Source organism: Bacillus sp. Bos-x628, assembly GCF_040500475.1.
In the GTDB taxonomy this organism is placed as follows: Bacteria; Bacillota; Bacilli; order Bacillales; family Bacillaceae; genus Bacillus; species Bacillus maqinnsis.
Genome location: NZ_CP159358.1, coordinates 2,682,194 through 2,696,279, shown reverse-complemented (window position 1 = coordinate 2,696,279; position 14,086 = coordinate 2,682,194). Strand labels below are relative to the sequence as shown.

Annotated in this window: 13 protein-coding genes; 1 reads left to right on the top strand and 12 read right to left on the bottom strand. The window is 42.3% G+C overall.

Going from position 1 to position 14,086, the window contains the following annotated elements; translation table 11 throughout:
• Nucleotides 1-126 precede the first annotated feature (126 nt).
• A complete protein-coding gene (gene rpoN / locus ABVJ71_RS13835; RefSeq protein WP_353854532.1) occupies nt 127-1,425 on the bottom strand; it encodes an RNA polymerase factor sigma-54 in 1,299 nt (432 codons plus the stop codon).
• A gap of 70 nt (nt 1,426-1,495) precedes the next feature.
• Here rpoN and yvfG point away from each other — a divergent pair, with 70 nt between their 5' ends.
• Nucleotides 1,496-1,717 (top strand): protein YvfG, encoded by a 222-nt coding sequence (gene yvfG, locus ABVJ71_RS13830; protein WP_353854531.1) that lies wholly within the window; start codon nt 1,496-1,498, stop codon nt 1,715-1,717.
• A 166-nt stretch (nt 1,718-1,883) separates the two neighbouring features.
• Here yvfG and ABVJ71_RS13825 read toward each other — a convergent pair whose 3' ends face one another.
• Genes ABVJ71_RS13825 through ABVJ71_RS13775 form a run of 11 tightly spaced genes read right to left on the bottom strand, consistent with a single transcriptional unit; the run spans nt 1,884 to nt 14,046 of the window.
• Nucleotides 1,884-3,029 (bottom strand): aminotransferase class I/II-fold pyridoxal phosphate-dependent enzyme, encoded by a 1,146-nt coding sequence (locus ABVJ71_RS13825; protein WP_353856681.1) that lies wholly within the window; start codon nt 3,027-3,029, stop codon nt 1,884-1,886.
• A gap of 35 nt (nt 3,030-3,064) precedes the next feature.
• A complete protein-coding gene (locus ABVJ71_RS13820) occupies nt 3,065-3,754 on the bottom strand; it encodes an acetyltransferase (protein ID WP_353854530.1) in 690 nt (229 codons plus the stop codon).
• Nucleotides 3,717-4,310, bottom strand: coding sequence for a sugar transferase (locus ABVJ71_RS13815; RefSeq protein ID WP_353854529.1), 594 nt, complete (start codon nt 4,308-4,310; stop codon nt 3,717-3,719). Before ABVJ71_RS13815 ends, ABVJ71_RS13820 begins: the two co-directional genes overlap by 38 nt.
• A 20-nt stretch (nt 4,311-4,330) precedes the next feature.
• Nucleotides 4,331-5,860: an MATE family efflux transporter gene (locus ABVJ71_RS13810; protein ID WP_353854528.1), complete on the bottom strand. Its 1,530-nt coding sequence runs from the start codon at nt 5,858-5,860 to the stop codon at nt 4,331-4,333.
• A 28-nt stretch (nt 5,861-5,888) separates the two neighbouring features.
• Nucleotides 5,889-6,920 (bottom strand): polysaccharide pyruvyl transferase family protein, encoded by a 1,032-nt coding sequence (locus tag ABVJ71_RS13805; RefSeq protein WP_353854527.1) that lies wholly within the window; start codon nt 6,918-6,920, stop codon nt 5,889-5,891.
• A 15-nt stretch (nt 6,921-6,935) separates the two neighbouring features.
• Complete coding sequence (locus ABVJ71_RS13800; protein ID WP_353854526.1) at nt 6,936-7,958, bottom strand: glycosyltransferase family 2 protein; 1,023 nt, start codon at nt 7,956-7,958, stop codon at nt 6,936-6,938.
• A gap of 26 nt (nt 7,959-7,984) precedes the next feature.
• Nucleotides 7,985-9,088, bottom strand: a complete 1,104-nt coding sequence (locus tag ABVJ71_RS13795) for an EpsG family protein (RefSeq protein ID WP_353854525.1) — start codon at nt 9,086-9,088, stop codon at nt 7,985-7,987.
• Between the two features lie 14 nt (nt 9,089-9,102).
• Complete coding sequence (locus ABVJ71_RS13790; RefSeq protein ID WP_353854524.1) at nt 9,103-10,233, bottom strand: glycosyltransferase family 1 protein; 1,131 nt, start codon at nt 10,231-10,233, stop codon at nt 9,103-9,105.
• The gene (locus tag ABVJ71_RS13785; protein WP_353854523.1) at nt 10,226-11,065 is read right to left on the bottom strand and encodes a glycosyltransferase; all 840 of its coding nucleotides are present in this window, start codon (nt 11,063-11,065) and stop codon (nt 10,226-10,228) included. Before ABVJ71_RS13785 ends, ABVJ71_RS13790 begins: the two co-directional genes overlap by 8 nt.
• Nucleotides 11,058-12,206, bottom strand: a complete 1,149-nt coding sequence (locus ABVJ71_RS13780) for a glycosyltransferase family 4 protein (protein WP_353854522.1) — start codon at nt 12,204-12,206, stop codon at nt 11,058-11,060. The genes ABVJ71_RS13785 and ABVJ71_RS13780 overlap by 8 nt, the downstream gene beginning before the upstream one ends.
• Nucleotides 12,172-14,046 carry a nucleoside-diphosphate sugar epimerase/dehydratase gene (locus ABVJ71_RS13775; protein WP_353854521.1) on the bottom strand — a complete coding sequence of 625 codons (1,875 nt, stop codon included), beginning with the start codon at nt 14,044-14,046 and terminating at the stop codon, nt 12,172-12,174. The genes ABVJ71_RS13780 and ABVJ71_RS13775 overlap by 35 nt, the downstream gene beginning before the upstream one ends.
• Between the last annotated feature and the right edge of the window lie 40 nt (nt 14,047-14,086).

Below are 14,086 nucleotides of genomic sequence, written 5' to 3'. Positions count from 1 at the left end.
TGCCCTACAATATACTTTAACCCAAAAGTTCTGATCAGACTTTCACATATCCCTTTCAAGAAAGCTTCAGACCACTTATTTCATGAAAAAAAGAAGCACGACCTCTTTTCTGGCGCATGCTTCTTTTTAATCATAGCGTTTTCGCATCATTGATGACGGGATATTCATTTGTTCTCGATATTTTGCAATTGTTCTGCGTGATACATGGATGCCGAAGGTTTTCTGGAGCAGGGTCATCATCTGCTGATCGGAGTACGGCTTTTTCTTGTTTTCAGTTTGAATAAGCTCTGCGATATGTGTCTTTACTGTGTAGCTAGAAGCCTCTTCCAATGTATGTCCTTCAAGTTTTGTCTGGAAAAATTGTTTCATGTCCATTAAACCATAAGGGGTTTGAACCATCTTCCCTTTTACCGTTCGGCTGACTGTCGACTCATGAACATGCAATATGTCCGCTATTCGCTTCATAGTAAGCGGTTTCATTTTATGTTTTCCTGTCAGGAAAAAATCGGTCTGATGTGAGATAATCTCACGAACGACATTTGACATGGTTTGTTTCCGCTGTTTGAGCGCTTGAACAAGCCAATTGTACTGCTGGTACTTTTCCTTTAAATAAGCATATGCATCATGCCGCTTTTTGTCTTGAATCATGGCTAGGTACCCTTCGTTCAGCTCAATATGAGGAAAGGCACGCTGATTCAGCTCAAATGTAATTTGATCCTGAACAACAGAGATATACACATCAGGCTCTATATAAATATGCTGTTCTTCATCAGAAAAATGGAGACCTGGTCTTGGTTCAAGTAACGCAACCTCATCTTGAATGGCTTGGAGTGTCTGCATTGAAAAACCTGTTTTCGCCGCAATCTCCTTCCAAGCCTTTCTTGCAAAGAGAAAGAAATGCTCTTCAATGACATGCTCCGCTTCACACCAGCGTTGTTGCTTTCTTCTCAGTTGAAGAAGGATACATTCTTGCAGTGATCTTGCACCGATACCGGCAGGGTCTAAAGATTGAAGCTGGTGAAGAACAGCTTCCACTTCTTCAGCCGAAACTTCTAATACATCTGCCATGACGTCAATCGGTTCATTCAAATAACCATTTGAATCAATGGAATGAATCATAAATTGAAAGATTTTTTGCTTCTTTTCACTCAATTTCAGATCAAGTGACTGTCTTTTTAAATACATTTGCAGACTTTCTTTTTGATGCGTCCTATACGGTTCTGTCATTCGTTCTTGTGATCTTTTATGATAAACTGGTTGATAGCTGTCCGTGTCTTTCCGCTCAATTAGAGGGTTCTCAAGTGATAGCTGATCAATGTACTCGTTCAGCTCTGCACGATTCAATTGAAGCAGTGTAATGGCCTGCATGAGTTCTTGTGTCAGCACCTGCTTTAATACCTGTTCTTGTTGCAGTTTAAGGCTCATTGTCTCCCCTCCCTCTTATCATTTTACATGAAGATTGATGGACCGTATATACGAAAGAGGAGTGATTTCCATGTCTGAACTTTTTTCCGTTCCATACTTTATTGACAACTTGAAACAACATATTGCAATGAATCAGCATGAGGACAAGATTCATGCGATGAATGCTTACTACCGTTCTGTTGTATCAACACTTGTACAAGATCAATTGACCAAAAATGCCGTCGTATTGAAACGAATTCAAAACCTTGATGAAGCCTATCAACAGGTGAAAAGAGACATGAATGCGAGATGAATTGAAAAAAGCACCCTTTGTCATGATAGCAAAGGGTGTTTTGTCAAGCATGAAGAGTGCTGATCCAGCCTTGATTTTTGCATCATCAAGAGTCCAGATTGCCCCACTGTATAAATGATAAAAGAAAAGATTGTGCCAACTAGGCGTGAACGCTAATTGAACAACCTTACAGGTGCAAGGAAGGAAAGCTACTGTTATGAGATTGATTTTTTTGCAAAAAGTAACGAAACATGTCAATGACGCGCTCCTGTTGTGATTCTGTCATACTTGTCCCTGAAGGCAGACAGAGACCTGTTTGGAATAATAATTCTGATTCAGGCACCTCTGGAGCGGTTGTATAGAATGGACAATCCCGGAAGAGAGGCTGACGGTGCAGCGGCTTCCACACTCGTCTTGCTTCAATATGTTCTTTTTCTAAAGCTTCTATGATCTCCATAGGACAAATATGAAGAGCAGGATCGATGGTTATCGTGGTCAGCCAGCGGTTGGATTTGGTTTCTTGATACTCTGGCATGAAATGAATCCCTTCCATTGTGGATAAAGCTCCTTTGTATCGTCCGAAGATACGGCGTTTTTCTTTAACACGCTCGTCCAATACCTCCATTTGAGCAACTCCAACACCTGCTAATAGATTGCTCATTCGATAGTTGTGGCCTATTTCTTCGTGCTCATAGTGCATAGCGGGTTCTCTTGCTTGTGAAGCAAGAAAGCGGCATCGATCAATAGCCTCTTCATCGTCACTCACAAGCATTCCGCCTCCTGAGGTCGAAATGATTTTATTTCCATTAAAAGAATATACTCCAAACATGCCTATTGAGCCGCTTTTTCGTCCTTTATACGTCGAGCCTAGCGACTCAGCAGCATCTTCAATAATCGGAACATCATATGCTTCACAAAGGGTCACAATTTCATCCATTTTGGCACTTTGTCCATATAAATGAACAACAATGACTGCACGTGGTTTTTTCCCCAGCCGTTTTGCTTCAATTAAGGCTTTCTCTAAGGCTTGTGGACACATATTCCACGTATCCTTTTCAGAATCTATAAAAACCGGCACCGCCTGTTCATATAAAATGGGGTTCGCACTCGCAACAAAAGTTAATGATGAACAAAAAACAACTTCACCCTTTTGTACACCGATTAGTTTTAAAGCCAGATGAATCGCAGCTGTTCCTGAAGACAGAGCCGCTCCTGCTTTGACCCCCGCATAGCCTGCTACAACATGCTCAAACTCATTGACAAATGGTCCTAGCGGCGCAATCCAATTGCTTTGAAAAGCTTCCTTCACTTTCCTATATTCCTTTCCGCTCATATGGGGAGGGGATAAATAGATACGGTTCCATTCATTCACGATATCTCACCTTTCCAACGATTTTTTATCACAATAGCTGGAACTCCTACTGCGGTCATATCATCCTGTATATCGCTGGTCACTGCCGCTCCTGCTCCAATGACACTCCAACTTCCAATTGATTTTCCAGGTATCACAACAGCACCTGCACCGATATGGGCTCCCTCGCATACCGAAACATGGCCGGTTAGTATGGCTCCAGGTGAAAGGTGAACAAACGATGAGAGCGAGCAGTCATGCTCCACGACAGCCCCCGTGTTGATAATGGCGTGTTCACCAACCTTCGCATCTGCTTGAACAACAGCCTGTGCCATAATGACCGTTCCTCGTTCAATCATGGCTGATGGACTAATGGTCGCCGCCGGATGAATAAGCGTTGCATAATTCTTTCTTTCAAGTGTGAGACGTTCAGCTATCTGCTGTCTCGTCTCATTCTGCCCAATGGCAATTAGCCATTTGGCTTCAGGGATATCCTCTCTCAGTTGCTGACTGATTGAAATTGGTCCATAGAGGATGTCATTCCTTGTAATAGTACCTTCATATTGATCATCTAATATGGCAACCAATGTGTGGTCAAAGTGTGATAAAATGAGATCCTGAATGACTTTGCTATGCCCGCCAGCACCAATTAAAACGATCTTTTGTGGATTATGTGTCTGTGCCTTTAAATTTTTTAGCTGTTGCATGATGAGGCTGCTGCACCCCCTCTGTTTTGATGACTTTCAGCATGGTCATCCATAATATTTTCAAATCCAGCCAAAAGGATTGATGTTCGACGTACCAGATGTCATATGCAAATTTCTCCTCCCAAGAGATGTGATTTCTCCCGTTCACCTGTGCCCATCCTGTCATACCTGGCATAACAAGATGCCGTCTTGCTTGCTCCTCTGTATACATCGGCAGATACTCCATCAAAAGTGGCCTTGGTCCCACAAGGCTGATATCCCCTTTGAGCACATTGATTAGCTGAGGTAGTTCATCAAGACTGAGCTTTCGAATAAGTGCCCCTGTTTTCGTTAATCGAAGGTGATCTGCAAGCAGTTCTCCGTATTCATCCCGGTCATCTGTCATTGTACGGAATTTATACAGCATAAACGGCCGCTCATATAGACCAGGTCTTTCTTGGCGAAAAATCACAGGGGCGCCAATTCTCCACCTGATGAGTCCATAGATAAGAAGAAAAAGAAAGCTGCCTGCTATGAGCAGGATAAGCGCCACAACAACATCGATCATTCTTTTCATGATTGAATCTCCTTTTCACTCTAGCGGGAGACAACTCGATCAGCGACTGCTTGTTTGACTTTACACACTAGATGCACCCGCTCTTGTTTTGTTCCTGCAAATTGATACAAGTAGCCCATGTAGAGAATGAAACAGATTCCCCCAATGCAAAACAGCTCCCACCACGAGGTCACTTGATAGATCATTTGAATACCAACACATATGCTCCATATAAACAAAACGCCACTAAACGGGACAATTGTATGCTTGTAAAAAATCCAGCATTTCTGTTTCGTTATCTTTGATGTATAAAGCGGTAGAAACACGATATTTTTGATCATTAAGACAAGTGCACCCGCTGATGCAATGCCATATAAGCCGAGCTGGAACATCTGAGTGAGTCCATAAGCGAGCAGAACATTGGCAGCCCCTAATATAAGCGTGACAACGGCTGGAATTTTAAAGCGGTTAAAAGCAGCCGGCACGTATGTCAGTGGCAAAAACATGAGCGTCATACATAAATAAGCAGCATGAATCATCAGCAACCACTTTAGTTCCTCAAAGACCGGCCCAAGCCAGAGAAACATCAGTGGACCAGCCAGTCCTCCTAGAAGTGCTGCTGGGAAAGCAACAAATAAACCGCTCCATTTGATGGCGTTTGCGGCATATTGAATGAGTCCCTCTTCATCCTGATTCGAGTAAAATTTTGTAATAGTCGGTGCAAAGACGACAGCTAGTGTACCTGCCAGCGTTCGCAATAATAACGGGAATTGTAAAATGGCAGCATACTGTCCGGTCGCTTCAGCACCAATCAGCAAGTTGGACATCAATAAATCAATTTGCAAAAACAACAAAATCCCCATTTGCTCAAATGAATGCCATACCCCTGACCTGACAAGGGCGAGACAAGAAGAAAGAGAGACATATCGCCATTTAAATGAAAACCAAGGAATGAGTTTCTTAAAATAATAGATGCCAAAACCCATAGCCGCTAAACTCCCAATGATGGCAGCGAAAGGAATATGCCAAATGTTTGGCGTTGTGAAAGTAAACAAAAGGACAATGCTCAGCGCCCTGCAAAACATCTGAACGGTCTGTCCAGCACTTGATACATATAGCTTATTGGCATAAAATGGCGCAGCCCCAATGCCTGACATGACGAAATTGAGCATAAATAAAAGACCCCCTAAGATAAAGGCGATCTGAGTATCATGTGCGAGAGGAAGGGGAACATGGAGCCATTTAATCAGATGCTTAGACAATAAAAGACAAGGTATGAATAAAATAATTGATAACAATACAGAGCTGACGAAATAAGAAGCGAGACAGCTCTGTGCCTTCTCCATCTCCCCTTTATGTGCAGCAACAGAGAAAAAACGAACGACGACGGCACTCAATGAAGCGGTAATGACCGATAAATAGTTCATCATGTTTTGCGTGAGAAGGATCAAACCAAAAGCTTCTACTCCAAGAGTATGAACAATATAAGGGGTCAAGCAAACCGACATGATCATCATCAGGACAAACGTGGTGAAGTTGGCGCTTAGGTTGTAAAGAAACGCACGGTTCATTGTCTTTTTACACAGCGTTTTAGGACTGTCATCCCGCTTCCTCTCCCTTTTTCCTCTTGTGGTGATCGTGTGTATTCATATAATGAGTAATGGTCTGTTTTACATTTGCATCATTCGGTTCTTTTAAAAGCGTGATAAACGGGAGGTGTGACACCCATTCATATCCTTCCATCACCTTATGGTCAAAAGATCTTAGGACAACACATGGCGTATTCGTAATTGCACAAAATATCATGCCATGTAAACGATCCGTCACGACCACTTGCGTTTGCCTTAATTGGTTCCATAATGATGATAATTCTTCAAAGCGTGTTGTTCGATCTACTCGTTTTCCAATCGTCGTTGTAAAAAGAGCGACTTTTTCATACTCCTTTTTTACACTTTGCTGTAATTGACTTCGCTTGTGAGGGGGAAGATAGGCCTCCTTATCCTCTCGTAAACAAAGTAAAATCCCTTCTCTCTCGTAATTTTTTGACGATTCGTCTAAAGAGAGCACCATATCAGGCTGTTTCCACACATCTTTTTCAGGAAAATGACGCTGCATCCATTGATATGTGGTTTGATCTCTTGCCATCAAGAGCAGTCTCGGGTGATGTGCATACGTTTGAATGGCACGACGTTCCGCCTTTTTCCCTCTCTTCGTTGCTGTAAAATGAACGGTAGCGGGCAGTTGGATCAAGGGGTATGAATGAAAGATTTTCATTATAAATTGCCTTGTCCATTCCTCATAGCGGTATAAATCCCCCATATTGCCTCCGCCGATGATACAGACAAGGTCATCTGGATGTTTCGCATGTTTCAGTGGACGCGCTAGACGATAAATCTCTCTCGTACCCACTTCAACGATTTGATATGTAGGAAAATGCTCCTTAAAAAAACGATAGCTGCTATAGGCAATGGCGTGATCACCTAGATTATCATGTGCCGGCAGAAGCGTGAGAATGATTTTCTTCTGCTTGCTCAATTCTGGAAGCTCGCGGCGACTCAGCATATACTCACATGGATATTTCATTTTTAACAACAGCCACTCTGCTACGTGTGCCTTTAATTGTTGCAGCATGAATATGATCACCCCTTATTTCCTCGTTTGATATTCAATCCATTTTTGATAGCTTGACGTTGCGGCAGAAAGCGGATAGACCCATTGATACTTCGCAAGAAACAGAATCATTCGCTTCCGCATGGTGAGCTTTGATGTTTCCACTTGTTTGACCGCATGCTGAAACGACTCATTTGTGACCATTTCCCGAATATGGTCCAGCCGTTGCTGAAAAGAGAGGGAATTTTGGCTTTTCCATTCATTGAGCATACAATGCAGCGTATGATTGACAATAAAGAAATCCAAGGCCTTCTCATATGGTCCTAAATCTTCATACGTCTTCAAAAACAAACTCTGCACATCATAAAACGTTCGTCCATGTTGAAAATATTGTTTTTGATATCGCTGTACAATCGACGACAGATGTACCCGGTAATAATAAAGAGGTGCATGAACAAAGGCAATGACATTTGATAAATAAAAGCAGCGGAGCGTGACATACTGATCTTCTATATGCTCAAGCTCATCCCGTAGCGGAAAACGGATGTTGTGTTTTTGCATAAAATCACGCCGATACAGCTTATTCCATGAGAATCCTGTGATCTTTCCATGTAATAATGCATCAATTAAATTCGTCTTCTTTTCTGTTTGATATTGTAAGAGATCGGTAGAAAGTGTTCGTCTCGACTGTTCAAACTGAATATAGTATTCACTCACGACAAGATCTGCCCCTGTCATTTCAGCTTTCTGATAGAAAGCCTCACAATAATGAGGTGCAAGTGTATCATCTGAATCAATAAAGGCAATATATGTTCCTTTTGCTTCTTCAATGCCCCGATTTCTCACAGCCCCTAACCCTTGATTAGACTGATGAATCACCCGAAAACGAGCATCCCGCTCAGCAAACGCTTCAATCATTTCCCCAGAGTGATCCGTCGATCCATCATTTACAAGAATGACTTCTATATCCGAAAAACTTTGCTCTGCAATAGATTGAAGGCATTTCTCTACATATTGACTCGTATTGTAGACTGCGACCAATAAACTGATGGCTGGCATGACGACTTGTCCTCCTTTCTTCAAATCTACTTTGAAAAGATTGTCCTAAACGGTAAAACAGAAGAGTCAAACGGCATCAGCATCATGCTGTACAAAATAAAACAGACGGCAATGCCTACATACATAAAGAGATTGGTACGCCGCTCAAAAATACGTGTGAAATATGGCAGTAAAATGAGCTGATACAGCCCAAAATAAATATGAAACCTTGCATAAATCACATCTTTCGTTGCAAGGATGCCAAATAAAAAGCCAAGCAAACAAAAATTCGCAATATAATCACTGTCTGGTGTTAGCTCACGAAGTCTTTTTCGATAAAAAAAAGCAAGCAGCAGCGGCAGGATCAGCACGCCGATTTTTGTCACATTCATTCCATTGGTATTCGTTGTCAGCCATTCTTCATAATGACCATAAGCGCTTCCTTGCAGCATCACAACAAACAACGAGACGAATCGATCATAAAGAGCGGTTAAACCTAAGAAAACCATACAGAGAACAAGCATCATCCATGACCACGCTTTTGTTCTCACGATAAAATAAACAGGAATCATAATCAGTGCGGACGAATGAAACAATGAACAAAAAAGAACGAGCGGGAAATACAATGTCCACTGACCATTGATCACAAATTTTATCGCATAAAAAAGAACGGAAGCGACCATATACTGCCGCATCCCATTAAACGAGGCATAATAATGAAAGGTTCCGAGAAAAAGTAGCATGCTAAGCTCAAAAGGCCTGCCATAATGGTATAGCGTTTTGATAACAAAAAAATAGGTAATCATCCCTACCGTGACATACATGATTTGCGGATGATGAGAGATTTGATTTAATACCCATAACATGAGCGTAAATCCTGGGTCGGTTGCGGCCTTGTCGACTCCAAAACCAAATATATGCCATGGCTTTTCATAATTGACCGAGAACTCGTACATCTGTCCATAGGTTACAAAATCAGTTCCCACTTTGTACCGAATACCTGCTACAATGCAAAGAAATAAAAATGGAAAGAACACCAGAAGCTCGTTAGGCCGCCACCCGCTTTGAATCGTATCGTCACGCCTGCCATAATATGCGGCAAAGCTCGACCATACATACACCATAATCATGTTGACCAAATAAACCGCCATCTGCCATTCCTTCCTTACAATCCATATATGTTCATCACACCTGTGATGTTCTGTTTCACATCAAATCCCCTTTTTACAAGCAGAGAGGTAATTGTTTCTTGAGCAGGTGACTCTGCTTGAAAAGCTTCAAGAATTGCTTTCATCCATTCATGCTCTGATGCCTGTAGCGATCTCCGTTTGATTAGTCCACAACCTAGATCAGCTTCCTTTGTAATATGATCTGAAATCACACAGGGCAATCCAGTTGCCTGAGCTTCCACTAATACAAGCGGAAGACCTTCAAACAAGGAGGGCATCACAAAGACGTCAAATGCTTTCATATACTGCGGAACCTTTGATACAATTCCAGTAAAAACAATCTCATCCCTCACCCCTTCATGAATAGCGCACGCTTCTATCTCTTTTCGAAGCGGTCCATCCCCCACAAGTACTAGCTGAAATGAGACACCCTGTTTCTTTAATGTACGAGCCAAATCGATCAAAAAAGAATGATTTTTTTGCTCATGAAAACGCCCGATATGACCGATTACAAGTTTCTTTTCGTGGAGATTCAGCTTTTTCTTCATTTGTGCCTTCGACTCTTCTTTCGGCTGATAAAACATGTTCACATCAATGCCATTTGGCAAAATGTCCACCCGTCCACTCTTCATCTTATTCTTTCCAAATAAAAAGGCCCCAGCCTCTTCGCCACATGCAACAAGCTTAGTAGAATAGAAGAGGATGAGCTGGCGAAACCCTTTGAGCATCCAAAGATCGAACCAGCTTGGAGACTGTTTCCAGGCGGTATTATGTGAATGACAGATTCGCACCTGAACTCCTGCCATTTTTGCAGAAAACGCTGAAAATCCTGTCTGAAAATCCGTATGCGCATGCACCGCCTGATAAGGTCCAGTTTGTTTGATGGTATCCGCAAGTTTTTTCACAAAAGACCAAGGGGAGGATGCCCCAATACTCGGTACGTAAAATATGCGGCCTCCTAGCTGATGAATTTCTTCGTCATAATCACAAGTCTCTTCTCGGTGGGTAATGAAATCAAATTGAAGGACAGTTCTATCGAGCGCTCGATATAAGTTCATAATCATGGTTTCTGCTCCACCGCGGTTCATACCGCCCACAATATGCAACACTCGCTTCGGCTCATTCATCCCGTATTGCACTCCTTTTTATAACAGATTTCCTCAGCTTCCGGTGATGATAGAACCGCATGATCGTTGGTGATAAACAGGAACGAACAATCGGCTTGAGCACATACATATAATCAAGCGGCGCCAATTTTAATATCCAGCATGCCTTCAAGACAAGCCATGCATGATCAATAGAATAACGAAACTTACGCCGCTTAAAAGCGGCTTCATCTTCTCTGACAAGGTATAAAGGCTCCTGTAGATTAAACCCATTCATCCCAGCGGCAAAAAAGCGAATCCATAGGTCGATATCTTCCATACGCCGTGTTGTTTTCACTGAGCGGTATCCATTTAAAGTGTTGTACGCGGAAGCCTTCATCATAATGGTTGCATGACAAAAGGGTGTTCCCCTTGCTAACACCTTTCGATCGGGCTCTGATGCAAGTGCTCGCACCCCTTTTGTTCCTGACTCATCAAACACCGTCATCGCTGTTCCAACCACATCATAATCAGGATTTGTTTCTAGGAAACAGACCTGTTTTTCCAAACGTGTCGACACCGACAGATCGTCTCCATCCTGTCTTGCAATCCATTCTCCCTTTGCCTCAGCTAAGCAGCGATTCAAGCTGGTGGCAAGTTTTTGGTTTTCCTTGTTTTGAATAAGACGGATTCTTTCAGGATCACGCTTTGTAAAAGGGAGAACTTTCTCATAGGTGCCATCTGTTGATGCATCATCACATATAATGAGTTCCCAGTTTTGATACGTTTGATAAATGATAGATTCAATGCTTTCTTCTACTGTATCTTGACAATTGTATACGCCCATGATGACGGATACCTTCGGCTTATGCATGCTGCATCACCTTTTCTGTTTGATTCATATAAGCTGTATAAATACGAGCCATTTCACTGACCGTCTGCTCATGTGCAAATGAGGAGGCAAGGGAACGACCGGCTTGTCCCATCAAGCGAAGATGCTCCTTTTGGTGATAGAGTTGATGAATATAATCAGCTAAGCCATTCACATCATGAGGTTTCACTAAAAAGCCATTCACACCTGGTTTGACAAGCTCGCAATGTCCTCTGTTCTCAGTCGCGATAACCGGCTTTTCAACACACATTGCCTCAAGTATATTCATGCCAAGTCCTTCCCTATGACTTGTCGAGACACATACATCACATAGATTCATCCAGTCCTCTATTTTTCTGCAAAAACCAGCGAAGTGAACATGCTGTTTAATTTTCAACCGGTGCACCAACTGTTCATAGGTCTGCCGGCTTGTTCCTTCCCCAGCAAATACAACCTTCAAATTCGGAATCTGTTCATAAAGCTGTGCACTGGCTTTAATGAGCATGCCTTGATTTTTATTTGCATTCAATTCCCCAGCACAAAGCACGATAAAGTCCTGCTTGGAAAAGCCATACTTGCGGCGAAGGTGCTGTTTTTCTATGTCATCGACTGGTATAAAGCGATTCATATCAACACCCATGCCAGGAATATAATGGACGGCTGTCCGCTCTTTTGACAGACGACTTGCTCTTTCATAATCTTCTTGGTTAATGGTGATGAGACCATCTGTATATTTAACGAGCCATTTCTCAATGGGATAATAAAGCAGCCAATTAAGAAACGGCGCTCCCTTCCAAAAGTGGAAACCATGCGCTGTATAAAGTAACTTCGTCCCTCTTTTACGGGTGTGTTGAGCTGCAAGTCTACTAATCACACTCCCCATAGGTGTATGACAATGAATGAGATCATAATGCTGCGTTTCCAACAGATTCTTTAGCTCAACATAAGCAAGCCGATTGTGTAAATGAAAAGGAGAACGCTGAATAGGAATGGAATGGGATTGGTCCACAAACGGCAACTTTAGCTGACCATTGGCAGCAGTATGCACTTCCCATCCTTGTTGCTGAAACCATTGAAAATAAGGAAGATGAAAAGCTTTAAAGTGATACTCAACCGTTGCGCAAAACAAGACTTTTTTCTTCATTTGTATGCGTTTTCTCCTCTCTCTTCATCTGTTTAGACAACAAATCCTTAGACTCGATGGCAGCGAATAAAGCTTGTCTCATCTGCTCATCACTCAGCTTTTCAAATTCTTGAATAAACTGGTTCAACACATATGGATCACCGTCTAGCGCATGTCCGATATGAATTTTAGGAAAGACCTGTTCCTGCGCTTTTTCATGGTGGTTGAGTAATTCCTCGTGCATTTTCTCCCCGGGGCGAATGCCCGTAAATATGATTGGAATCTGATCTGTGGTGTAGCCTGAGAGGTGAATGAGGTTTTCTGCGAGGTCGACAATTTTGACTGGCTCCCCCATATCTAGGACAAATATCTCTCTTCCTTTTGCAAGTGCACCTGCTTGAATGACAAGCCTTGATGCTTCTGGGATCGTCATAAAGTATCTAGTCATAGCCGGATGTGTGACAGTGACAGGTCCGCCTTTTTCAATTTGCTTTTTAAAGATTGGGATGACGCTCCCCCTGCTCCCGAGCACATTCCCAAAACGGACCGCCACAAACTTTGTGTCACTGTTTGCTCCCATTTGCATGATCAGCATTTCAGCAAATCGCTTTGTGGCTCCCATCACATTGGCAGGGTTCACTGCTTTGTCAGATGAAATGAGCACAAATGTTTCAACTCCGTGCAGATGTGCGGCTTCTGCAACATTTTTTGTTCCAATGACATTGTTTTTCACCGCTTCTTTCGGGCTAATCTCCATTAACGGAACATGTTTATGTGCCGCTGCATGATAAATCATATCTGGCTGAAAATGACCGACGATATTATTCATTTTCTGTTGATCTTGAATATCCGCAATTTGTGGATAGAGACGAATGCTGTCTCCATATGATTCTGTTAGCTCTAGTAAAATAGAATGAATGCTAAATTCCCCATGTCCCACAAGGACAATCGCTTTAGGAGCAAACACACAGATTTGACGACATATTTCAGATCCGATGGACCCACCTGCGCCTGTCACAAGAATCGTTTTTTCTTTTAAATTGACTGATAGACAGCTTGTATCTAATTGAATCGGCTCTCTCCCTAACAAGTCCTCCGGCTGCACATCCCGTAATTGATTCAGGGCATGAGTTCCTTTTAAAATCTGCTCTATTTCAGGCATAATTTGTGTTTTGACTCCAGTTGCCACACACTCCTTATACAATTCTGTTAACGTGTGGTTGCTTTTGGACGGAATCGCAATGATGATCTTTTGAATATTCAACAGGATCACAGATGATTGAATTTTTTCTTTTCCACCGAGCACTGGCAGACCCATTATTTCAAGCTTATGCTTCGTTTTATCATCATCAATAAAGGCCACCGGCTCCATATGCAGGTCGTTTGACTGCTGAAGTTGGCGAACAATAATGGTCCCGGCTGATCCGGCCCCAATGATCAAGGCTCGCTCCTTTTCTTCCTGCAACCGTTTTGCGCCATCATGAAAAAGCCTCGACGCCATGCGAGATGCACCGATGAACAGCACATGGAAAATCCAAATGATGAATAACAAGCGAAAAGGGAGTGTCTGTACAAATAGATAAAGCATAGAGATCGAAAATAAAAAAGAGAAAATAAATGTTTTCATTAAAGAGAACAGCTCTCGGATGCCTGTATATGCCCATACTTGCTTGTACACATGGAAAATGTGCGCAAATAAATTGTGTCCAATGAGAAGGCTTAGTGAAGAAATGACAAGCATTTCAAATGAATAAACTGATAAAGCGATTTCTTGGACAAATTTGAACCCAAAAAAGACTGCCACTAAAATAAGATATGAATCCAGTGCTACGATCATTGATAATCTTTGGGCGTAAGTCACAACGTTCCTCCCCCTTTTTCAACATCACGAATGCTTACTC